At 65.2% G+C, this 20738-nt stretch carries 25 protein-coding genes; 17 read left to right on the plus strand and 8 right to left on the minus strand.

Going from position 1 to position 20738, the window contains the following annotated elements; translation table 11 throughout:
• Nucleotides 1-68: 68 nt before the first annotated feature.
• The 3 genes from VFH65_RS14170 to VFH65_RS14180 all read right to left on the minus strand — a co-directional run bounded on the left by VFH65_RS14170 (nucleotide 69) and on the right by VFH65_RS14180 (nucleotide 4018).
• Complete coding sequence (locus VFH65_RS14170; protein WP_414688414.1) at nucleotides 69-2825, minus strand: glycoside hydrolase family 2 protein; 2757 nt, start codon at nucleotides 2823-2825, stop codon at nucleotides 69-71.
• Between the two features lie 64 nt (nucleotides 2826-2889).
• On the minus strand, nucleotides 2890-3237 hold the full coding sequence (locus tag VFH65_RS14175) for a DUF1330 domain-containing protein (protein WP_353322317.1): 348 nt from the start codon (nucleotides 3235-3237) through the stop codon (nucleotides 2890-2892).
• Between the two features lie 46 nt (nucleotides 3238-3283).
• The gene (locus tag VFH65_RS14180) at nucleotides 3284-4018 is read right to left on the minus strand and encodes a glucose 1-dehydrogenase (RefSeq protein ID WP_353322318.1); all 735 of its coding nucleotides are present in this window, start codon (nucleotides 4016-4018) and stop codon (nucleotides 3284-3286) included.
• 71 nt (nucleotides 4019-4089) lie between these two features.
• Between VFH65_RS14180 and VFH65_RS14185 the strand changes: the two genes are divergently transcribed.
• Genes VFH65_RS14185 through VFH65_RS14200 form a run of 4 tightly spaced genes read left to right on the plus strand, consistent with a single transcriptional unit; the run spans nucleotide 4090 to nucleotide 7054 of the window.
• Nucleotides 4090-5163, plus strand: coding sequence for a diacylglycerol kinase (locus VFH65_RS14185; RefSeq protein ID WP_353322319.1), 1074 nt, complete (start codon nucleotides 4090-4092; stop codon nucleotides 5161-5163).
• A gap of 14 nt (nucleotides 5164-5177) precedes the next feature.
• Nucleotides 5178-5930 carry an HAD family hydrolase gene (locus tag VFH65_RS14190; protein WP_353322320.1) on the plus strand — a complete coding sequence of 251 codons (753 nt, stop codon included), beginning with the start codon at nucleotides 5178-5180 and terminating at the stop codon, nucleotides 5928-5930.
• A gap of 31 nt (nucleotides 5931-5961) precedes the next feature.
• On the plus strand, nucleotides 5962-6585 hold the full coding sequence (locus VFH65_RS14195; protein ID WP_353322321.1) for a DJ-1/PfpI family protein: 624 nt from the start codon (nucleotides 5962-5964) through the stop codon (nucleotides 6583-6585).
• 7 nt (nucleotides 6586-6592) lie between these two features.
• Nucleotides 6593-7054, plus strand: coding sequence for a hypothetical protein (locus VFH65_RS14200; RefSeq protein ID WP_353322322.1), 462 nt, complete (start codon nucleotides 6593-6595; stop codon nucleotides 7052-7054).
• On the opposite strand, the gene VFH65_RS14205 is transcribed toward VFH65_RS14200, so the two are convergent.
• Nucleotides 7051-7566, minus strand: coding sequence for a TetR/AcrR family transcriptional regulator (locus VFH65_RS14205; protein WP_353322323.1), 516 nt, complete (start codon nucleotides 7564-7566; stop codon nucleotides 7051-7053). The genes VFH65_RS14200 and VFH65_RS14205 overlap by 4 nt on opposite strands.
• A gap of 52 nt (nucleotides 7567-7618) precedes the next feature.
• Between VFH65_RS14205 and VFH65_RS14210 the strand changes: the two genes are divergently transcribed.
• From VFH65_RS14210 to VFH65_RS14230, 5 genes are all read left to right on the plus strand, one after another.
• Nucleotides 7619-7966 carry a VOC family protein gene (locus VFH65_RS14210; protein WP_353322324.1) on the plus strand — a complete coding sequence of 116 codons (348 nt, stop codon included), beginning with the start codon at nucleotides 7619-7621 and terminating at the stop codon, nucleotides 7964-7966.
• Between the two features lie 112 nt (nucleotides 7967-8078).
• Nucleotides 8079-9212 (plus strand): nitronate monooxygenase, encoded by a 1134-nt coding sequence (locus tag VFH65_RS14215; RefSeq protein WP_353322325.1) that lies wholly within the window; start codon nucleotides 8079-8081, stop codon nucleotides 9210-9212.
• Between the two features lie 45 nt (nucleotides 9213-9257).
• Nucleotides 9258-10166, plus strand: a complete 909-nt coding sequence (locus tag VFH65_RS14220; protein ID WP_353322326.1) for an LLM class flavin-dependent oxidoreductase — start codon at nucleotides 9258-9260, stop codon at nucleotides 10164-10166.
• Between the two features lie 87 nt (nucleotides 10167-10253).
• Entirely contained in the window at nucleotides 10254-10838 is a 585-nt protein-coding gene (locus VFH65_RS14225; RefSeq protein ID WP_353322327.1) for a TetR/AcrR family transcriptional regulator, read from the plus strand.
• The gene (locus tag VFH65_RS14230; protein WP_353322328.1) at nucleotides 10835-13084 is read left to right on the plus strand and encodes a molybdopterin-dependent oxidoreductase; all 2250 of its coding nucleotides are present in this window, start codon (nucleotides 10835-10837) and stop codon (nucleotides 13082-13084) included. Before VFH65_RS14225 ends, VFH65_RS14230 begins: the two co-directional genes overlap by 4 nt.
• 2 nt (nucleotides 13085-13086) lie before the next feature.
• Here VFH65_RS14230 and VFH65_RS14235 read toward each other — a convergent pair whose 3' ends face one another.
• Nucleotides 13087-13488 (minus strand): VOC family protein, encoded by a 402-nt coding sequence (locus VFH65_RS14235; protein ID WP_353322329.1) that lies wholly within the window; start codon nucleotides 13486-13488, stop codon nucleotides 13087-13089.
• Between the two features lie 43 nt (nucleotides 13489-13531).
• Here VFH65_RS14235 and VFH65_RS14240 point away from each other — a divergent pair, with 43 nt between their 5' ends.
• Complete coding sequence (locus VFH65_RS14240) at nucleotides 13532-14089, plus strand: YceI family protein (RefSeq protein WP_353322330.1); 558 nt, start codon at nucleotides 13532-13534, stop codon at nucleotides 14087-14089.
• Nucleotides 14086-15033: a carbohydrate kinase family protein gene (locus tag VFH65_RS14245; RefSeq protein ID WP_353322331.1), complete on the plus strand. Its 948-nt coding sequence runs from the start codon at nucleotides 14086-14088 to the stop codon at nucleotides 15031-15033. The genes VFH65_RS14240 and VFH65_RS14245 overlap by 4 nt, the downstream gene beginning before the upstream one ends.
• Here VFH65_RS14245 and VFH65_RS14250 read toward each other — a convergent pair.
• On the minus strand, nucleotides 15015-15563 hold the full coding sequence (locus VFH65_RS14250) for a TetR/AcrR family transcriptional regulator (protein ID WP_353322332.1): 549 nt from the start codon (nucleotides 15561-15563) through the stop codon (nucleotides 15015-15017). The genes VFH65_RS14245 and VFH65_RS14250 overlap by 19 nt on opposite strands.
• Nucleotides 15564-15621: 58 nt before the next feature.
• On the opposite strand from VFH65_RS14250, the gene VFH65_RS14255 reads away from it, so the two are divergent.
• On the plus strand, nucleotides 15622-16230 hold the full coding sequence (locus VFH65_RS14255) for a DUF2867 domain-containing protein (protein ID WP_353322333.1): 609 nt from the start codon (nucleotides 15622-15624) through the stop codon (nucleotides 16228-16230).
• 58 nt (nucleotides 16231-16288) lie between these two features.
• Entirely contained in the window at nucleotides 16289-16720 is a 432-nt protein-coding gene (locus VFH65_RS14260; RefSeq protein WP_353322334.1) for a hypothetical protein, read from the plus strand.
• Here VFH65_RS14260 and VFH65_RS14265 read toward each other — a convergent pair.
• Nucleotides 16717-17151 (minus strand): hypothetical protein, encoded by a 435-nt coding sequence (locus VFH65_RS14265; RefSeq protein ID WP_353322335.1) that lies wholly within the window; start codon nucleotides 17149-17151, stop codon nucleotides 16717-16719. The genes VFH65_RS14260 and VFH65_RS14265 overlap by 4 nt on opposite strands.
• 245 nt (nucleotides 17152-17396) lie before the next feature.
• On the opposite strand from VFH65_RS14265, the gene VFH65_RS14270 reads away from it, so the two are divergent.
• Nucleotides 17397-18638 carry a cytochrome P450 gene (locus tag VFH65_RS14270; protein ID WP_353322336.1) on the plus strand — a complete coding sequence of 414 codons (1242 nt, stop codon included), beginning with the start codon at nucleotides 17397-17399 and terminating at the stop codon, nucleotides 18636-18638.
• A 4-nt stretch (nucleotides 18639-18642) separates the two neighbouring features.
• On the opposite strand, the gene VFH65_RS14275 is transcribed toward VFH65_RS14270, so the two are convergent.
• Nucleotides 18643-18918: a hypothetical protein gene (locus VFH65_RS14275; protein WP_353322337.1), complete on the minus strand. Its 276-nt coding sequence runs from the start codon at nucleotides 18916-18918 to the stop codon at nucleotides 18643-18645.
• Between the two features lie 67 nt (nucleotides 18919-18985).
• On the opposite strand from VFH65_RS14275, the gene VFH65_RS14280 reads away from it, so the two are divergent.
• From VFH65_RS14280 to VFH65_RS14290, 3 genes are read left to right on the plus strand one after another with little or no spacing between them, the layout of a single operon-like run.
• On the plus strand, nucleotides 18986-19801 hold the full coding sequence (locus VFH65_RS14280; RefSeq protein WP_353322338.1) for a helix-turn-helix domain-containing protein: 816 nt from the start codon (nucleotides 18986-18988) through the stop codon (nucleotides 19799-19801).
• Nucleotides 19802-19861: 60 nt separating this feature from the next.
• Nucleotides 19862-20281 (plus strand): lipoprotein LpqH, encoded by a 420-nt coding sequence (locus VFH65_RS14285; protein ID WP_353322339.1) that lies wholly within the window; start codon nucleotides 19862-19864, stop codon nucleotides 20279-20281.
• Nucleotides 20282-20298: 17 nt separating this feature from the next.
• A complete protein-coding gene (locus VFH65_RS14290; protein ID WP_414688415.1) occupies nucleotides 20299-20670 on the plus strand; it encodes a nuclear transport factor 2 family protein in 372 nt (123 codons plus the stop codon).
• The last annotated feature ends 68 nt before the right edge of the window (nucleotides 20671-20738 follow it).

Genomic DNA, 20738 nt, shown 5'->3' on the forward strand with positions numbered 1-20738 from the left:
GCGCGATTTGTGTGCGTTCAGGAGCGGTGAGCGCAATGCGGTGAGCGCAACAAACGCACACAAATCGCTTAGGTGACCGGCACCACCACGGGCGGTGAGTTGTATCCCGTCACCCTCACCCAGTTGGCGTCGACACCCGGCGTCGGGATCACCCCTTCGAGGTCAACCGTCTCACCCGGGAACACCGTTACGTAGTTGTCGCTGTACTCGATCGGCAGGATCTCGTCGCCGTCGCGGGTCGACGTGATCTCTGCGCGCTCGAAGAAACCGATCTGCCGCGACGGGTTGTGCAGCCGCACCGCCACGCGGTTGTCGCCCACGCGCCGCGCACTCACTTGCAGCGGCACCCGCGCCATGTAATCGAGCGCGGTCATATCGGCCCAACTGGTCTGCTTGAGTTCGAACGCGGCGTCGTTGCGCGGATCCCCGACGTCGTCGAGCTGCTGTGACTGCCAGTAGACGTTCTCGCCGACAACGTTGCCGGATTGGTCGAACAGCTCACAGCGCACGAAGAAAACCCTTGAGTCCCAAGCGACTCGGGGGAGCGTCAACGCCCGCACCGCTCCCCCGGACGCCACGCTGATGTTGTCAGCGGTGCGGTCATCACGCACCCGGCCCTGTAGGTCATAGACCCGCACGCGCGCCCGCAGCCCCTGCTGCTGGCTCGGTGTCTGGTTGACGACGGTGATGTTGGCCGTGTTGTGATCGCCCGTCGCATACGAGTCGAACACCACAGACATCGGCCGCAGGCCCTTCTTGGCGCCGAAATACCCTCCGCCGGGACGCAGGTAGTAGTCGAAGAGGTGCCCGAAAAACGACGGCCAATGGTTGTTGAGCATCCAATAGATCGTCATCTTGTGGTTGTTCCAGCCGTTCGCGGCGAAGGCCTCGAACTGGGCTCGGGTCGCTTCGTAGTGCGCGACCTGCGCCTTGCGCGCGAACTCCTCAGCGCTGTCGGACGCACCGTAGCGGCGATCGACGGCGCGCCGAATACTTGTCAGCGCAGCGTTTTTCGCGTTCGAGCCGGCATGGAAGAACCAGGCGTCGTTGATCGGCCACAGCTTGTCGGCTGGGATGAACTTCTTCAGGCTCGCGAACGGCGGGACGTGCTCGTTGTCACCCTGTTCGGCAGTGGCACCGCGAGTGGCCGCATAGCGTCCGCTGAACCAGTAGCTGGGTGGACGCCAGCTGTACGGACCCGCCATGTGGATGCCATCCCAAACACGTTCTCCCGCAGCATCTCTGGTCATCGAGGATACGGTGTCGACGACGGCGTTCTGCCAGTGCAAATCGGCTAGGTTGGCGTGGTAGCGCCCGAGCACAGCTGGCGGCGGCTTGCCGTCACTGCCGTTGGCCCACACGAACGCCGACGCGTGCCGACGGATCATTTCGATCTGCGAACGCAGGCTGTCCTGCGCGACTCGGTTGTCCTCGTCATCCCATTGCGGCCACTTCTCCCACTGGTTGCAACACATCCAGCCGAACATCAGTGGGATGCCCAGTTCGTCGGCCCTCTCCACGAGGCGCTCGCCGGGGAACTTGCCCTCGAAGCGAATCATGTTGAGGCCGAGATCCTTGACGTACTGAAGCACCGCTTCATCGCGCGAGGGGTCATCGGCGAACAACAGGTCGGGGGCGTACGCGGCGCCGCGCACCAGGAAGTCCTTCCCGTTGACCATCAGGTAGAAGTTGCCGCCCTTGCCGAGTTCGGGGAACTGCTGGTCTCGATCACGGTGCTGCGAAACGGTGCGGATGCCGAATCGTTGTTGGCTGGCGTCGGTCTCCCGGTTGAACTGCCGGAACTCCAGCCGAAGGTCATAGAGATTGGGCTCGCCGAGCGTGTAGGGCCACCAAAGGTCGGGATCCTGGACGGTCAAAGCCGCGAATTCGTTTGGGGTGAAGCTGATCTCGCGTTGTTCGCCCGCGGCAAGCGTGACCGGTTGTTCGATCTGGATGCCCGGCTTGCCGTCTCTCGTGACCGTTGCCCTCAGAACACCACGCACCTGCGCCGCGGATGAATTGCGAAGGCTCGAATAGATCGTCAGGCGAGCCGAAACGGTACGCGGTAACGGCAGCTCGGTGTTCACCACGGATGGGCCGATCACCACAGCACCAGAGACCCTCAAGAAGACGGGTTTCCAGATTCCGGCATTGCGATCCGCCACAAAGGAATTGCCGTTAGCCGGGTTCTTCTGCGGACCTTGGTAGCCCAGGTAATTCCAGTTGATCCAGTCATACCAGCTATCGGCGAGTTCCACCCCGTTGATGTCCTGCAGCGCCTGCTCCGGCGTGATTTTCACTGCCAGCGTGTTGGATTCGCCGCGGTTGATCCATTGCGACACGTCGAGTTCATGGGCGGTATGCATGCCCACGATCTGCTTGCTGCCCGCAATCAGGTGACCGTTGAGCCAGATCTCGGCGCGGTAATTGATGCCTGGAAACTCCAAGACATACGTCGAGTGGCCCGCAGGCGCGCTGAACGTGGTGCGATACCACCAATCCTGCTTGTAGAGGTCTTGCGGGACTGCATCGCGCATATTCGTGCCGAAGTACAGGTTCGGGTAGGTGCCGTCGGCCTGCAGGGTCTGCAGAACGGTGGCCGGCATTCGGGGGATCGTGTGCCAGCCCGAGTCCTTGAAGTCGGGCCGGGACAGAGCGGCGCCGTCGGCCGACAAGCCCCTGGCGGACAGCAGTTTCCAGCCCTGTGCCAGCTCGATCTTCCCCGGCGGCGGGCCGGGCCGCGCGAAATCCGGGAAGTCAGCCGCGCACACCACCAGCAACAACGCCAAGCAGACGACGACTCGCAGGAGGATGTGCCGATGCACCAAGTAACCCTACCGGTGCAGAGGTTGTCGCCGCCGCCGACCGTTTCGGTGTGGCAGTCGAAGGCTATTGCGCCAGTAGTTCGGCGACCTTCGCGGCACCGGTATGTCCCGGCTTGACGCCGTCCACGATGGCAGCCATCGACCGGGAGTTCTCCAAGCGAAGAGGAAGAATTCGCTGGTAGTCGGCTGACTCATACCAACCCATCGCGGACGCCCGGTCGGGGAAGCGGATGATCACCAGGTCCCCACCCCACGTGCCCTCCACAGGTTCGATGTGACCGCCGTGCACGATGAACTCGCCGCCGAACGGTTCAAGCGTGGCGTCGATCTCGCGCATATAGCGCATGATGTCGTCGCCGAAAGCCACATCGCGCAAGTAACCCACCGCATAGGCCGGAATCTGTTCGGACATATGCCATTATGTCGGCCCCTGCGCCGCAGGTCGATTACCTCTGAGGTTATTTGTGCGGTACGTCGTTGACGAGTCCGCCGTCCATCACGTACTCCGATCCCGTCGAGTACCGCGATTCGTCGCTGGCGAGAAACACAATGAACGTAGCCACCTCTTCGGGCTGACCGGGTCGGCCCAATGGAATCCGCAGCATGTTGTCCGGGAAGTGCTTTGTCATCGGGGTGCGGATAAAGCCGGGGTGCACCGAGTTCACGCGGATGTTGAACGGGCCGAGTTCAAGTGCCGCCGACTTCGTCAGGCCGCGCACAGCCCACTTCGACGCCACGTACGGGTGCACCATGACAGCACCGCGTAAGCCTTCGATCGAGGAGATGTTGATGATGGATCCGCCGCCGTCTGCCTTCATCGCCTCGACCGAAGCCTGCATGCCGAGGAATGTCCCGGTGAGGTTGACGTCGATGACCCTCTGCCATTTGGCCATGTCGAACTGACCGATCTGGCCCAGTGCCACGGTTCCGGCGTTGTTGACGAGCACGTTGAGCTTGCCGAAGTCGTTGACCGCGGTGGTGACGGCGGCCTCCCAGTCATCTGCCTGCGTGACGTCGAGGTGGACGTAACGTGCGGACTCGCCAATCTCGTCGGCCAGGGCCTTGCCCTTGTCGTCGAGGATGTCGCCGATCACCACCTTGGCGCCCTCCGCGACCAGCGCCCGCGCGTCGGCTGCGCCCATTCCCTGCGCGCCGCCACTAATCAGTGCAACTTTTCCATCCACGCGTCCCATGACGGGTCAGGCTACCAAGCGCCACGTGCTACAAGTAGAACCTGTTCCAGTTCCTTCAGGTAGGAGTTGTCATGACTATCCGCGTCGCGCTGATCGGCACCGGCAATTGTGGCAGCCTCGCACTGAAGCAATTGGTGAACGACGCGCGTTTCGACCTGACCGGCGTTTGCGTGTCCACCGCCGCCAAGGTGGGCAAGGACGCAGGCGAACTGGCCGGGCTGGGGGTGGCGACCGGGATCGCCGCGACCGACGACCTTGACGCCATCATCGCGGCCAAACCCGACGCCGTCGTGTACTGCGCGATGGGCGACACCCGGCTGGCGGAGGCGATGGCTGATGTCCGGCGCATCCTCGCCGCGGGTATCAACGTCGTGGGCTCGGCGCTCGGAGTCCTGCAGTACCCGTGGCAAGTGATCCCCGACAAGTACATAGAACGCGTCGAAGACGCTGCACGAGAAGGTAATTCGACGGTGTTCATGACGGGGGTCGATCCAGGATTCGCGACTGATTTGCTTCCGTTCGCGCTGGCCGGCACGTGTCAGAGCATCGAACAGGTGCGCACAATGGAGATCGCGGACTACGCGACCTACGACGGGGCGACCGTGATGTTCGACGTCATGGGCTTCGGCAATCAGCTCGGCGACTTCCCGCTGTTGTTCCAGCCGGGCGTGCTCAGCATCGCCTGGGGCACGGCCATCCGTCAGTTAGCGGCCGGTCTTGGGATCGAGGTCGACGAGATCAGAGACTCCGTCGAACAGGAGCCGGCGCCGGAAGATTTCGACGTCGCCGTGGGCCGCATCGCCAAGGGCACTGTGGCGGCGCTGCGATTCCAGATCGAAGGCATCGTCAACGGCAAGCCGGCAATTGTCGTCGAGCACGTCACCCGGCTGCGGGGTGACCTGCGACCGGACTGGGCACAGCCCGCCGCACCCGGCGGCTCGTATCGCGTGGAGATCATCGGCGAACCGTCGTACACCATGGACATCTGCCCGTCGAGCCGCAACGGCGACCACAACTATGCGGCCATCCTCGGCGCGGCGGGCCGGATCGTGAACGCAATTCCCGACGTCGTCGCCGCCGCCCCGGGTATCCGAACCACCCTGGACCTGCCGCTGGTTACCGGAAAAGGGCTATACGCCACGTAGTTAGGCTGGACAACGTGAGCTCGCCGCCCTCGACGCCCGATCCGATCGCGGAGATCGGTGCGAGCCCTACGGGGCCCCAGGTCGGTGCCTTTTTCGATCTCGACGGCACTCTCGTCGATGGGTTCACCGCGACAGCCCATGCCGGTGATCGCATTCGCCGAAGGCAAGCGCGAATCGGCGAGGTGCTGGGCGTCATCGAAGCCTCGATGCGGTACCGATTCGGCAGGATGCACTTCGAGCGGCTGATGACGCGGGCGGCTGGCTATCTGCGGGGCGAGTCGCTTGCCGAACTCGACGAGATCGGTGAGCGGTTGTTTGTGGAACGTGTTGCGTCGTGGGTTTTTCCGTTCATGCACGAAATCGTGCAGGCGCATCAACAGCGCGGCCACACCGTGGTGCTCAGCTCGTCTGCGCTGACAATCCACGCCGAGCCGGTAGCCCTCTTCCTCGAGATAACCCATGTGCTGTGCAACCACTTCGAGCTCGACGACGACGGTCTGCTGACCGGCCGGATCGAGCGGCCAGTCATCTGGGGCACCAGGAAGGCCAGCGCCGTCGAACAGTTCTGTGACGACAACGGTGTTGACCTTCAACGCAGTTACTTCTACGCCGACGGCAACGAAGACGCCGCGTTGATGAAGCTGGTCGGCCATCCGCGACCGGTTAACCCTCGTCCCGGCCTCGCCGCGATCGCGCTCGAGAACGGCTGGCCGGTGCTTCGCATCGCGGGGGTGCGTCGTCGGCGCGGAATGATGCGGCGCGGCTGAGTTCCTGCGGGCAGCTTCTAGACTGACGGCGATGTCTAGCCGCAACGGGACCGCACATCTGGGCCTCTACGACACGCTTGCCGATTGGGAGGTCGGACACCTCCTGGCGGAGTTGCGCACGGGCAGGTTTACCGGCATTCGGTTCGACATCGTCGCGGTGGCCGAGTCGCTGGACCAGATCACCACGATGGGCGGCGTGCACATGATTCCGGACGCACTGATCGCCGAACTCGACCCAGCTGACAGCGACTTGCTGATCCTGCCCGGCGGGGAGATGTGGGACATCGGCGGCGGTGAGGCCTTCGCCGACGCGGCCCGCCGATTCCTCGAAGCGGGTGTACCGGTCGCCGCCATCTGCGGTGCCACCGCAGGCCTGGCCCGCGCCGGCTTGCTCGACGATCGGGAACACACCAGCGCCGCCCTCGAATACCTTGCGGCGACCGGTTATCGAGGTGACGGCCGGTACATCGACCAACGCGCAGTCGTCGACGGCGACCTGATCACAGCAGGCCCGCAGTCCCCCGTGCAGTTCGCCTGTGCGACGTTGCAGCGGCTCGGCCTCGCATCGGCGCGCACACTCGACGCCTACGAGCGGTTGTTTGGCAGTGGCGACGCAACCGCGTTCAGTGTCCTGATCGAACCCCAATCGAAATGACGAGCGTATGGGCGCCGCGGCGCTCCTGCTGACGGCATGCGGCGGGTTCTTGCTGGCCGTCTTGTGGATGGACCTCATGTTCGATGTTCAGGTTCTCGGCCACGGCAAGCGGGCGGAGCTGCCCGAGCCGGTGCTGGTCTCCATCGCTTCGTACTACCGGCGCGCGACGACCTCGTCGCGGCCGATGAGCTACCTGATTGCGCTCGTAATGGCGATCTTGTTGGCGGCGTTGGGTTTTGAGGCCATCCGTGGCGGCGACCCAGCCTGGCTGCTCCTCACATCGGCGATCCTCGCCGGGTTTCCGATTCTGCTGGCGGCGCTGCGTACCGTTCCGAATGCGGTTCGGCTCGGCGCCCGCCTCGACGGTCCTGCGGGCCAGACGCGACTCGCACGCTCGGTCTTGCGGGATCACCTCGTGTGCCTTGGCTGCATTCTCGCGTTCCTCGCGGTGCGGCTGGCCACCGCCTAGCGCTCGTCGAGGCTGAATCTCGCCAGCGCCGACCGCGCCGCCTCAACGCTCTCACCGTCGAGCGTGCACATCAGCGCCGCCCGCCACGCCGCCAGCCACACCTTCGCGACAGCGGATTGCGGGTCGAGCGCCGAACGCACCGCGGCCTCCAGTCCGTCGTCATGCCCCGGCGGAACCGGCGCGCCCATCAGGCGCACACGACCGGCGCCGACGACATAGTCGAACGCCACGAGTAGCGCCGCCCGCACCGCAACGGCTGGCGGATCGTCCGCGCGGGCGGCCAGCGCGCCCGCGATCCGGTCGGCGGTCCGCCGCTCCACCTCGAGCCGGACCACCTCGTACAGCCCCAGCTTGGTCCCGAAGTGGTGGTAGAGCGTGCCCGTCGTGACGTCTGCTGCTGCGCACAGCGCGACGACGTTGACGTCGTCAAATGCCTCGGCGCTGAACGCATCCACGGCGCGCAGAACCAGGCGTCCCTTCGACGAGCTTTCCGACGGGATCCATTCCGGCATGCCGCGATCATAACTGGTTGTCTGGATTACATAATTAGATTATGTTTCAGTTATGACGACCGCAGAGTTTCTTTATCTACCGGTACCCGAGTTGGCGCCCGCCCTGGCGTTCTACCGCGACACGCTCGGTTGGGACGAAGGCTGGCGCGAAGGCGACCACACCGTGACGCTCGCGATGCCCGGCGTCAACGTCCAGCTCATGATCGATGTCGACACCGAACGCGTCGGCCGGCCGGGGCCGATTCTCGTTGTCGACGACGCCCGCCAATGGATCGACCAACGACGGGGTGAGCTGACGGTGTGGCTCGAACCCCTCGAGATTCCCGGCGGATGGTGGGCCGGGTTCGAAGATCCGCACGGCAACGCCGTCTACGTGCTCGACCAGTCCAACGAGGCGTAGTTTGCAGGCCGTCCAAGCCGCTGCAGGCGAGCCCCTTCCCGCATGACGGTGCGGCGCCTAAGCTAAACTAGAACACGTTTCAGTTCGGCGACCGCCCCACCCGAGGAGCAGCATGCACACCCCCATCTGCGACGAGCTCAATATCGAGTTCCCGATCTTCGCCTTCACCCACTGCCGTGACGTCGTCGTCGCCGTCAGCAAGGCCGGCGGCTTCGGAGTGCTCGGCGCGGTCGGCTTCACCCCGGAACAGCTCGAGATCGAGCTGAAGTGGATCGACGAGAACATCGGCGATCACCCCTATGGCGTCGACATCGTCATCCCGAACAAATACGAGGGCATGGACTCCGCCGATCTGTCCCCGGAGGTGCTCAAGAAGACGCTCAACGACCTCGTGCCCGAAGAGCATGTGGAATTCGCCCGCAAGATCCTCGCCGACCACGGCGTGCCGGTCGACCACAGCGACGACGACGCGATGCAGCTGCTGGGCTGGACCGAGGCGACCGCGACGCCGCAGGTGGAGGTGGCGCTGCAGCATCCGAAGTGCACGCTGATCGCCAATGCGCTCGGCACACCGCCGCCGGACATGATCAAGCACATCCACGACGAAGGTCGCAAGGTCGCTGCGCTGTGCGGATCGCCGTCGCAGGCGCGCAAGCATGCCGACGCCGGTGTCGACATCATCATCGCTCAGGGCGGCGAGGCCGGCGGTCACTGCGGCGAGGTGGGCTCGATCGTGCTGTGGCCGCAGGTCGTCAAGGAGGTCGCGCCGGTTCCCGTGCTGGCAGCCGGCGGCATCGGCAGCGGCCAGCAGATCGCCGCTGCCCTGGCACTCGGGGCCCAGGGCGCGTGGACCGGTTCGCAATGGGTCATGGTCGAGGAGTCCGAGCACACTCCGGTGCAGCACGCCGCGTACGCCAAGGCCTCCAGTCGCGACACCGTCCGCAGCCGGTCGTTCACCGGTAAGCCGGCACGCATGCTGAAAAACGACTGGACCGAGGCATGGGAAGACCCGAATAACCCCAAGCCGCTCGGCATGCCGCTGCAGTACATGGTGTCCGGCATGGCCGTCGCCGCCACGCACAAGTACCCCAACGAGAGTGTGGACGTCGCGTTCAACCCGATCGGTCAGGTCGTCGGCCAGTTCACCAAGGTCGAGAAGACCTCGACCGTGATCGAGCGGTGGGTGCAGGAGTACCTGGAGGCGACCAACACCCTCAACGAGCTCAACGAGGCCGCCACCGTCTGACGCCGGGGCGCCTGCATTGTCGGACGCTCGCCGTATGGTCGCGGCGTGCGCTACGGCCTGACGGTGCCCAACTTCGGCGAGTACTTCGACCCGCGCGTTCTGGCGGCACTTGCCAGCGACGCCGAGCGCGCGGGCTGGGACGGTTTCTTTCTCTGGGACCACACCGTCGCCTGGCCGACGGCGATCGTCGACCCGTTGATCGCATTGTCGGCGATCGCCATCGCCACCAAACGGATCCGCATCGGGCCACTGGTCACGCCGCTGCCCCGCCGCCGGCCGACCAAGCTTGCCCGTGAGGTCGTCTCGCTTGATCACCTGTCGAACGGGCGGATGATCCTCGGTGTCGGTATCGGCGCAGGCCCATGGGAATGGGACTACCTGGGCGAGGAGACCGACCTGCGCACGCGCGGCGCGATGCTCGACGAAGGGCTCGAGCTTCTGACGAAACTGTTCAGCGGTGAGCCGGTGCTCCACGACGGACGGTTTTACGCGTTTCGCGGCGACGGAGGTCCCGGCAGTCCCGAGCCACTGCCGACGCCGTTCCTGCCGACCCCGGTGCAGCAGCCACGCGTGCCGATCTGGGTCGCCGGCACCTGGCCCGGTCGGCCGCCGTTTCGGCGCGCCGCGCGGTGGGACGGCGTCGTGCCCGTGGGGCGCAGCGCCGATATGGTCAGCTACCTGTCCCCCGACGACGTGCGCGACGTCGTCGCCTTCGTCGGCGAAAACCGAAGCAGCGCCGAATCTTTCGACGTCGTGGTGGCCGGCCATACCAGCGCCGACGACACCGACGACGCCACAGCAACCGTGCAGAGCTACGACGATGTTGGTGCGACGTGGTGGCTCGAAGACGTCAGCCCGTGGGCGTTCGGTTGGCAGTGGGACGGCCCGTGGCCGATTGATCAGATGAATGACCGCGTGCGCGCCGGTCCCCCGAGGCTGCCGGGCGACTGCTAACGCCGACTTGGGCCAGGGGCTAGAACCACGCGAGTCGATTATGTAAGGTGACATACATAGCCTTCGGCTGAAGGGATCGACACTGGTATGGCCAGCCCCCGCGAACGGATGGTGATATCCGCCGCGCTGCTGATCCGCGAGCGCGGCGCACACCCGACCGCCATCGCCGACGTCCTCGAACACAGCGGCGCTCCACGCGGGTCGGCCTATCACTACTTCCCCGGCGGCCGGACTCAACTCCTCTGTGAGGCAATCGATTACGCCGGCGAGTTCATCGCCAGCCGCATCGCAAAGGGTCGCACCGGCGTCGAGGTCCTCGACGACCTCATCGCGGACTATCGAAATCAGCTGATCCACACGGACTATCGAGCAGGATGTCCGGTTGTCGCTGTGGCTGTCGAAGCCGGCGACCCCACCAAACAGGATCAGGCTCCGGTGATCGACCGCGCGGGGGCCGTCTTCGCCCGATGGACCGACCTCATCGCGCAACGGCTCATCGCGGACGGCGTGTCTACCGAACGCGCCGAGGAGCTCGCGATGCTGACGACCACCGCAATGGAGGGCGCCATCGTCGTCGCGCGCGCCTCACGCGACATCAAGCCGCTCGACCTTGTCCATGGCCAGCTGCGCACTCTCCTGCAGGCCGAGACGTCGGAAAGGAAACCGCGATGATTGGTGAATGGCAGTCGACCGCATGCATCTTGTGTGAGTGCAACTGCGGCATCGTCGTGCAACTGGACGGCCGCAAGCTGGCGAAGATCCGCGGCGACAAGGAACACCCTGCGTCGCAGGGCTATACCTGCAACAAAGCGCTGCGCCTGGACCACTACCAGAACAACCGCGCCCGCCTCACCTCGCCAATGCGCCGTCGACCCGACGGTTCCTATGAGGAAATCGATTGGGACACAGCGATTGCCGAAGTGGCCGCCGGTTTCAAACGCGTCGCCGACACCCACGGCGGCGACAAGATCTTCTACTACGGCGGCGGCGGGCAAGGTAACCACCTCGGCGGCGCCTACAGCGGCGCGTTCCTCAAGGCGCTCGGCTCGCATTACCGGTCCAATGCGCTGGCCCAGGAGAAGACCGGCGAGGCATGGGTCGACGCGTATCTTTACGGTGGCCATACCCGGGGAGAATTCGAACACGCCCAGGTCTCGGTGTTCATCGGAAAGAACCCCTGGATGTCGCAGAGCTTTCCGCGCGCCCGTACCGTACTCAACGAGATCGCCAAGGATCCCGAACGCTCGATGATCGTCATCGATCCCGTGATTACCGACACCGCCAAGATGGCCGATATTCATCTTCGGGTCCGCCCGGGAACAGATGCGTGGTGCCTGGCGGCACTGGCCGCCGTTCTGGTGCAAGAGGATCTGTGCGACGAGTCGTTCATCGCCGAGCATGTCAACGGAGCCGAGCTTGTTCGCGATGTTCTGCACGATGTTCCGGTCGGCGACTACGCACAGCGCTGCGGCGTCGACGAGGAACTGGTGCGCACCGCTGCCCGCAGGATCGGCGGCGCCGACAGCGTCGCGGTGTTCGAGGACCTGGGCATCCAACAGGCGCCGAACAGCACGTTGTGCTCATACCTGAACAAGCTCCTGTGGATATTGACCGGAAACTTCGCCAAACGCGGTGGCCAGCACCTGCATTCGTCGTTCGGGCCACTGTTCCGCCACACCGCCGATGTCGGGCGCACGCCTGTCACCGGCGCTCCCATCATCGGTGGGCTGATACCGAGCAATGTTGTGCCCCAGGAGATTCTGACCGACCATCCCGATCGATTCCGGGCGATGGTCGTCGAGAGCAGCAACCCCGCCCACTCGCTGGCCGACTCCGCGGCATGCCGCGCGGCATTCGAATCGCTGGAGTTGATGGTGGTCATTGACGTCGCGATGACCGAGACGGCTCGGCTCGCACACTATGTGCTGCCCGCGGCCAGTCAGTTCGAGAAGGCCGAGGCGACGTTCTTCAATCTCGAGTTCCCGCACAACGATTTCCATCTCCGTCATCGGCTGATGGAGCCGCTGGAGGGCACACTGCCCGAGCCTGAGATCTGGGCGCGGCTGGTGCGGGCGCTCGGCGTCGTCGACGATGCCGATCTGGAGCCGCTGCGCCGCGCCGCCGGCGAGAGCCGCCAGGCGTTCACAGAGGCGTTCCTGCAAGCAGTCAGTACCACTCCGATGCTCGGCAAGGTGTTGCCATTCGTCCTATACGAGACATTGGGACCGACTCTGCCCGAAGGGCTTTCCGGTGCTGCAGCATTGTGGGGGCTCGCCCAGAAGGCGGCGATGACCTATCCGGAGGCGGTGCGCCGCGCGGGCTATGCCGACGGCAACGCGTTGTTCGACGCCATTCTCGAGAGCCGGTCGGGGGTGACGTTTACCGTCCACGAGTACGACGACGACTTCAGTTTGATCACTCACGCCGATCACAAGATCGCGCTGGACATGCCCGAGATGCTCCACGAGATACGCGCGCTGACCGACAGCCGCCCCGGGTTGACGACACCGGAGTTCCCCATCGTGCTCTCGGCCGGTGAGCGTCGCGCCTACACGGCCAACGACATCTTCCGCGACCCGTCGTGGCGCAAACGCGATGCCGACGGCGCACTGCGCATCAGCATCGAGGATGCCGAGGCGCTGGGCCTGGCCGACGGCGGCCGCGCGCGCATCACCACCGCGGCGGGCAGCGCCGAGGCAAGCGTCGAGATCAGCGAGGCGATGCTGCCAGGACATGCGTCATTGCCCAACGGCTTCGGCCTCGACTTCGCGGACGGCGACGGTGAAGCACAGACTCCCGGGGTTGCGCCCAATTCGCTCACGTCGACCGAGTGGCGCGACGAGTATGCCGGCACCCCATGGCACAAGCACGTTCCTGCCCGGATCGAGGCCGTGTCCGTCGCGGTGGCCGCGACCTGATTTCAGGGAATCGGTTGGCCGATGCCAAGCATGTTGCCTTCACTGTCCCGGAACCAGGCGGCCCGCTCACCGGATCCCTTGCTCGGGTAGTTGCCTGCGATCTCGGCGATACCGTTCACGGTCGTCAGCCCCGGCAGGTCATACTCCTCGAAAACCACACCACGCCTGCGTAACTCGACGACCGTCGCCTCGATGTCATCAACCGTCCACGCCATCTGGGTGAAGGTGCCCGGTGAGGCGCCCGCGGATTCGAACACGCCGAACTCTGCGCCCGCGCAGCGATAGAGCAAGCCGCCGGGCCGTTCCTCGCTGGGCTCGAGCCCTAGCTTGTCGGCATAGAACGCCCTTGCGCGGTTCAGATCCCGCGCAGGAAGGCGGGTGGCAACACTGTGCGCGTCGAGCATCGGTATTCCCTTCCGTCGTCGGAGCCTAGGTACAGTCTGGCCCGTGGCAGACACGCAGTGGAGCCTTGACGCAGCCGACGGTGAACTGCTTGTTCGTACCGGCGTCACCGGCAGGGCCGCGAAGATGGGACATCGCCTGACCATCACGATGAACTCCTGGCATGCGACGGTGCAGTGGGCCGACGGACAACCGATCGCGGCGGAGCTGACCGTCGACGTGGACTCACTGCAAGTGTCCGCGGGCGAGGGTGGATTGATGGCCCTGTCCGCGCCGGAGAAGGCGCTGGCACGCTCACACGCCCTGAAAGCTCTCGACGCAGGCAGGTTCCCGCGAATCCGCTTTTCTGCGAATCGCATCGAACAGACCGGCGACGGCTACCGGCTGCGCGGCACGCTCGAGATCCACGGCAAGAGCCGCCGACACGAGGTCGATCTGCGCGTGAAGGACCTCGGCGACGGCTGGCATATGTCCTGCGAAGCCGAGGTTCGCCAGACCGAATTCGGCGTCAAGCCCTATTCGATGCTGATGGGTGCCATGAAGGTCGTCGACACCGTCACGGTGGCCTTCACCGCCACGCGCAGTGCTGGAACCGACTCATGAACCAGACCGTCGTCTGCCTCGGCGCTCACGTGTTCGACGTCCAGCTGCGGCCCGTCGATGCGATCCCCGAAGGCCAAGGCGTCGCTCTCGTCGAGCAGATCCGCTTCAGCCCCGCCGGAGCCGCGGGAGGCACAGCGCTCACCCTGGCCAAGCTCGGCGCCACCGTGCGCAGCGCAGGCGCGATAGGCGCGGACCCGATCGGTGATCTGTTTGTGAGCATGCTGGCGCGATACGGCGTCGACACATCGCTGCTGCTGCGCCGCGACGGTGTGCAGACGTCGTCGTCCGTGCTTCCCATCCGTCCCGACGGCAGCCGGCCGGCATTTCACGTCCCCGGCGCGACCCTCACCTACGGATCTGACGACGCACCGCACGATCACATCGCCGCGGCCAGCCATCTGCATGTCGGCGGACCCGAGCTGATGGGCGGCGAAGCGGCCGCGGCGATTCTGTCCCGAGCCAAGAGTGCCGGTGTCGTGACGTCGGCGGACATCCTCACCACCGCTGACCCAGGCGTGCTGGCGTGGATCGCGCCGGCGTTGCCGCACCTGGACTACCTGCTGCCCAACGACGAGCAGGTCCTCGGTCTGACCGGTGCCGCGACGCTCGAGCAGGGTTGCCGCGAACTGATCGCACGCGGAGTGACGTGCGTGGCGGCGACGCGTGGCGCCGACGGAGCGCTGGTCGTCACCGCCGATGAGACGGTGCAGGTGCCGGCCTTCGCCGTCGATGTGGTCGACACAACCGGATGTGGCGACGCGTTCTCAGCCGGATTTCTGCGCGGCACAGGCCTCGGGCGCGACCTGTCGGTCTCGGCCCGACTCGGTTGTGCCGCAGCGGCTTTGGTGGCACAGGGCCTCGGAAGCGATCATGGCGTGTTCGATCTGGCCGCCGCCGATTCTTTCGCGGACAGCACGCCGGTACTTCAGCCCAGCAGTCGCTGAGTCGCCCGGTCCAGTACCTGCTTGCGGCTGCGGGCGCCGTGATCGGCTGCGATGAAATGACTGCCGATGGCCAGCGAGAAGGCCAGCATGCCGCGGGCCTCGACGTCGTCGGCGTCGTCGATGAATGTGCCGATCAAGGTGCGCAGATAGTCCATGCGTCGGTTGTCGACCCGGCGCAGACGCGTGGCAACGGAGGAGTCGCGCCGAGCCCAGTCACGAATGGCGAGGTCGATCGGAAGTAATGCCTCGGAGAAGGTGAGCATGCCCGCCCGGCGGACCTTGGCCCGCGCGTCGCCGCCTTCCTTCTCGACGCGTTCGAGCGTTTCATCGATGCTTCGGAGTTCCCACGTGTTCAGCATCTCCTCCACGAATGCCTGGCGGTTGGGAAAGTGCCAGTAAAAGCCACCCCGGGTGACACCGAGTTCGGTGGCGATCAGCTCCACGCGCACCGCATCGGGCCCGCCATTGGCGAGTGCCCGCAATCCCGCGTCGATCCACGCACTCTTCGGTGTGCGGGTTTGAGCGACCATCGTGTCTCCATATCTCGCGGGTATTGACGGCGTGATCCAGCCAAGCATACAGTAGTGTATGTTTGATTCTGGCCCATTGGACAAGGCCGAGCACACGTCGCGGCCGTGGCGAATCCACGAAGTAGCCAAGGATTTTCGACTGCTCGACGTCTGGGCACTGCCCACGCCGGGTGGGCCCGGCGACTTCCCGCGACTGGTGCAATTGATGGCGGAGTATGAGCCGGGGCGATCCTCGATCGTGGTGCGGAGCCTGTTCGCCATCCGCTTCGCGCTGGGGCGCGTACTCGGGATCGACCGCCCGGAGGCCGGCCTTGGAGCACGGGTCGGCACGCTTCGTGATCGGCTGCCGTCCGATTTGGCCGGCACCGCAACCGATTTCGGCGCCGACGCCGACCCCTTCATCCCGCTGTACGTGACAGACGACGAGTTCGCGATGGAGATCGCCAACCAGACCGTGCACGGCGTGCTGCACGTCGGCTGGGTCGCCGACGAAGCGGGCGGGTACCGCGGTCAGATGGCCGTTCTGGTCAAGCCGAATGGATTGATGGGCTCGATGTACATGGCGGCGATCGCACCGTTTCGCCACTTGGCCGTCTACCCCGTGATGCTGCGGGAAATCGGCTGGGCGTGGCGCCAGCCTGTGTCGGGAGGTAACAATGAGCGCTGAAGTGACCGGGTCGGCGGACCGGGTTCGTCAGATAGAAGTCCCACCATCCGTACTAGCAATGAGCACCTTGACCCGAATCGATTATGCCGACGCATTTCTCGTTGAACTCGGACCGGTACCACACACGGCCGAACGATGCGCCCGCGAGACCTTGGAAGGCGCTCCGCTGGCCATCCGGGCTCAGCTTCAGTCAGGGTGGACGTCGATCGGGTTGAAGATCGGCACCGGCTCGTCGGAACACTCGGTGCTCGGCTGGAACGTGCGTCAGAGCACGCCGGAGTTGATTCTGCTCGGTGCCGAGTCCCGCATCGGGATGCCGGGTGAGTTGTTGTTCCTGCGGGAAGGCGACACATTGCTCTTCGCCTCGTTCGTGTGCCAACGCAATATGCTCGCCCGCGCGGTGTGGGCGATGACCGAGAAGGCGCATGTCCGGATGGTGCGTCAGATCCTCGATCAAGCCGGCCGACGGCTGCGGCCAGTCACGAGTTAGGGCGCGGGCGGCGGCGCCGGGGGCAGCGGCGCCTGTGGGCCTGCCGGCATGCCCGGAGGTGGCGTGGCGTTGGCGTCGAGCCCGCGCTGCGTCAGCAGGAGCAGCGCGTCGCTTCCGCTCACCTCCTGTGTCTGCATGGCATGCCATAGCTCGCGCAGATACGTCAGGCGCGGCTGGCTCGGGGCGACTGGATCGTCGACGGTGCCGGGAGGCAGGTTTTCCGGGCTCACCAGATGTGGCACTCCCTGCGCGGGAGGCGCCGCCGGATCGGCCGCGGTGGCCTGGATGGCGGCGTCCTGCGCCGGGGGCGGCGGTGGTGGGACGGGGATCAGCGGTTCGGCCATCGCCGGTGCCGCGAGCGTCACCGCGGCGACAGCGCCGAGGGCGCCCATTGCCGCGGACAGCGCCGTTGCTCGAAGATCGATCCTCACCGATGCCCCCTTCCGGTCCACCGCCATGGCGCGGTGCTACTGGATGCTTCAGCCTGGCCCTCGAAATTGTTACACCTGTGCCGCCTGTGGCCAAGCAGTCAATTTGTGCGCATCGAGTCAGAACACGTTTCACTTCGGTGTTTCTCGGACTTGCGCCGAGTTTCCCAAACCCGCCTCACCTGGCCCCAACTGTGGTGTAGCAATGCGGTACGGCCACTAGACAACGTCATATCAGGAGGGCATCGATGCCGTCTCCCAACCTTCCGCCCGGGTTCGACTTCACCGATCCCGACATCTACGCCGAACGGCTGCCGGTCGAGGAACTCGCCGAGATGCGCAAGGTCGCGCCAATCTGGTGGAACGAGCAGCCGAAGGGCGTCGGCTGTTTCGACGACGGCGGCTACTGGGTGGTGACCAAGCACAAGGACGTCAAGGAGGTGTCCCGGCGCAGCGACGTCTTCTCCAGCAATGCAAAGACCGCACTGCCGCGCTATCGCGATGGCGCCGACCCCGAGTCGCTCGAGCGGGGCAAGGTCGTGCTGCTCAACCAGGACGCCCCGCACCACACCCACCTGCGCAAGATCATCTCGCGTGCGTTCACGCCGCGTGCCATCGAGCATCTGCGCGACGAGCTTGATCAGCGAGCGCAGAACATCGTCAAGGTGGCAGCGGCCGAAGGCTCGGGCGACTTTGTCGAGCAGGTGTCCTGTGAGCTTCCGCTGCAGGCGATCGCCGGCCTCATGGGCGTGCCCCAGGAAGACCGCAAGAAGCTCTTCGATTGGTCGAATCAGATGGTGGGTGACCAAGACCCGGAGTTCGCCAGCAATGACCCAATGGCCGCGTCGATCGAACTGATCATGTACGGCATGCAGATGGCCGCCGAACGGACCAAGAACCCCGGCGACGATCTCGTCACGAAGCTGGTGCAAGCCGACGTCGAAGGACACAAGCTCTCCGACGACGAGTTCGGCTTCTTCGTCATCCTGCTGGCTGTAGCGGGCAACGAGACGACTCGCAATTCCATCACCCAGGGCATGATGGCGTTCACCGACTTCCCCGATCAGTGGGAGTTGTTCAAGAGGCAGCGTCCGGTGACCGCCGCCGACGAGATCGTCCGCTGGGCCACGCCGGTCACGTCATTCCAGCGCACGGCAATGGAGGACACCGAGCTGTCCGGGGTGAAGATCAAAAAAGGCCAGCGGGTGGTGATGTTCTACCGCTCGGCCAACTTCGACGAGGACGTCTTCGACGACCCCTTCACGTTCAATATCCTGCGAGACCCCAACCCGCACGTGGGATTTGGCGGCACGGGCGCCCATTTCTGCATCGGAGCCAACCTGGCGAGAATGACCATTGACCTGATTTTCAACGCCATCGCCGATCAGATGCCGGACCTCAAACCGGTCGCCCCGCCCGAGCGGCTACGGTCGGGTTGGCTCAACGGGATCAAGCACTGGCAGGTGGACTACACCGGGGCTTCGCGCTAGGCCGCTAGTAGTCGATGATGGAACGCCAGTAGTCGTCGGGGATCTCGCCGCCGGACCGCAGGACCATCGCCAGGCCGGTGGCCATCGCGATGCCGAGCAGTCCCAGCCATAGCCCGGCCAGGCCAATGATCGCCCATGCCACGGCCGTAACCGTCGGCCACGGCGACAGCACCACGAGCACCGGCGCGAAGAAGAATCCGCCGCCGATGTACCAGGCGGAACCGGCGCGGTCGGCGATCAGCACAAAGCGCAACCACCGCGGAATCGTCTGCCCGCTCATGCCTCCACGGTGCCCGCCCGGGGTAAAGGCCGCAATTACCCCAGACGTAGTGGTCCTGGTCCGAACCATGAGCAACACTGGCCCGGTGACCAGCGTTGGACTTCAGACACCGGCCTTTGGCTCGCTGATGCGAGAGTGGCGACAACGGCGCCGTGTATCCCAGCTCGACCTGGCGATCGAAGCCGACGTATCACCTCGCCATGTCAGCTTCATCGAGACCGGCCGGTCGACTCCCAGCCGGGCCATGGTGTTGCGCCTCGCCGCGGTGCTCGATGTGCCTCTGCGCGACCAGAACCGGTTGTTGATGGCAGCGGGTCTCGCTCCGGTTTACGGCGAGCGCCCGCTCGACGATCCGGACATGGCCGCCGTGCGGGAGGGAATCGAGCGGGTTCTGGGCGCCTACAACCCCTTTCCCTGCGTGGTGGTAGACCGGGGCTGGCAGCTGGTGCAGGCCAACGCGGGCGCCGCCGTGCTTCTCGACGGTGTCGCGCCACATCTGCTTGCGCGACCAAACGCGCTGCGCATCACCCTGCATCCGGAAGGTATGGCGCCGCGCATCCGAAATCTGGCGCAATGGCGGCACCATCTGATCGAACGGCTTCGTCGCGAAGCCTCGGTCAGCGGGTCGGCCGAATTGTCGGAGCTACTGACCGAGATCGAGTCGTACCCGGGCGGTTTCGAGGAAACGCGCGATCTGGGCGGAGTCGCGGTTCCGTTGGAGCTGGAAACATCGCAGGGCCAATTGCTGACGTTCCTGAGCACGGTGACGACCTTCGGCACCGCACTTGACCTCACCGCCGCCGAGCTGTCGATTGAAGCGTTCCTGCCAGCCGACGAGACCACCGCCGCGGCGCTGCGCGCTGACGGCTTCGCGAGCGGTTGAGTTCGCCGGTCCGAGAGAAACGTCAAGGCGAAGGGGCGAACTCCAATAGAGTCGGCCGACATGGAGAACCGACTCATTGCGGTGGCCGTGGGTGTGCTCGTTGTCGGTGTCGCCGGCTGCTCCTCACCGCCGCAGGCCCTCGGCGGCACCACCGCCAAGGTGACCATCAACGGCCAGAGCACAGGGGGCCCGCACCCGGTCCGCTGCTCGCAGACGGGATGGTCGTGGACCATCGAGACCCCCGGCGACGCGAAAGGTTTCAAGGCCGTCGTCGACACCGGCGACGCGGTCACCGCCCAGTCGGTCGACTTCCGCGATCTCGGCGGCTTCACGGGCAGCTTCTGGAAGGGCAACATCGGTGAGGCGGAAGTGAAGAGCGCAGGCGGTACCTACACGATCGACGGGTCCGCGGACGGCTCCTTCACCGACAATCCAAGCAACGCTGTCACCGCGACGTTCAGGATCGAAGCGAACTGCTGACCGGAGGTCTTCACGTGGTGCATCCGTTCCGGAGCGCGATCGAAGCCCGTGATGTCGACGCGGCCGTCGCGCTGCTCCGCGAAGACGTGGTCTTTCGCAGCCCGGTAGTTTTCACGCCGTATCAGGGCAGGGAGGCGCTTCGGCGGATCCTCGAGGCGGTTATCACGGTGTTCGAGGACTTCCGGTACATCCGCGAGATCGGCGCCGACGACGCGCGCGATCACGCCCTGGTTTTCGAGGCCCGGGTCGGTGATAAGCATCTGGAAGGGTGCGACTTCATCCAGCTCGACGATGATGGCGCGATCAGCGTGCTGACCGTCATGGTGCGCCCACTTTCTGCCGCCCTTGCGCTCGCCGATGCGATGAAGGCGCAGCTCACGCCCTCATAGTCACTGGTCTTACCACTTGACCTCTGGCCAGCAGCCTGGCATGCTCGGTCCATGGCCTTGCAACCCGT

This window comes from Mycobacterium sp. (assembly GCF_035697385.1).
Lineage (GTDB): Bacteria > Actinomycetota > Actinomycetes > Mycobacteriales > Mycobacteriaceae > Mycobacterium.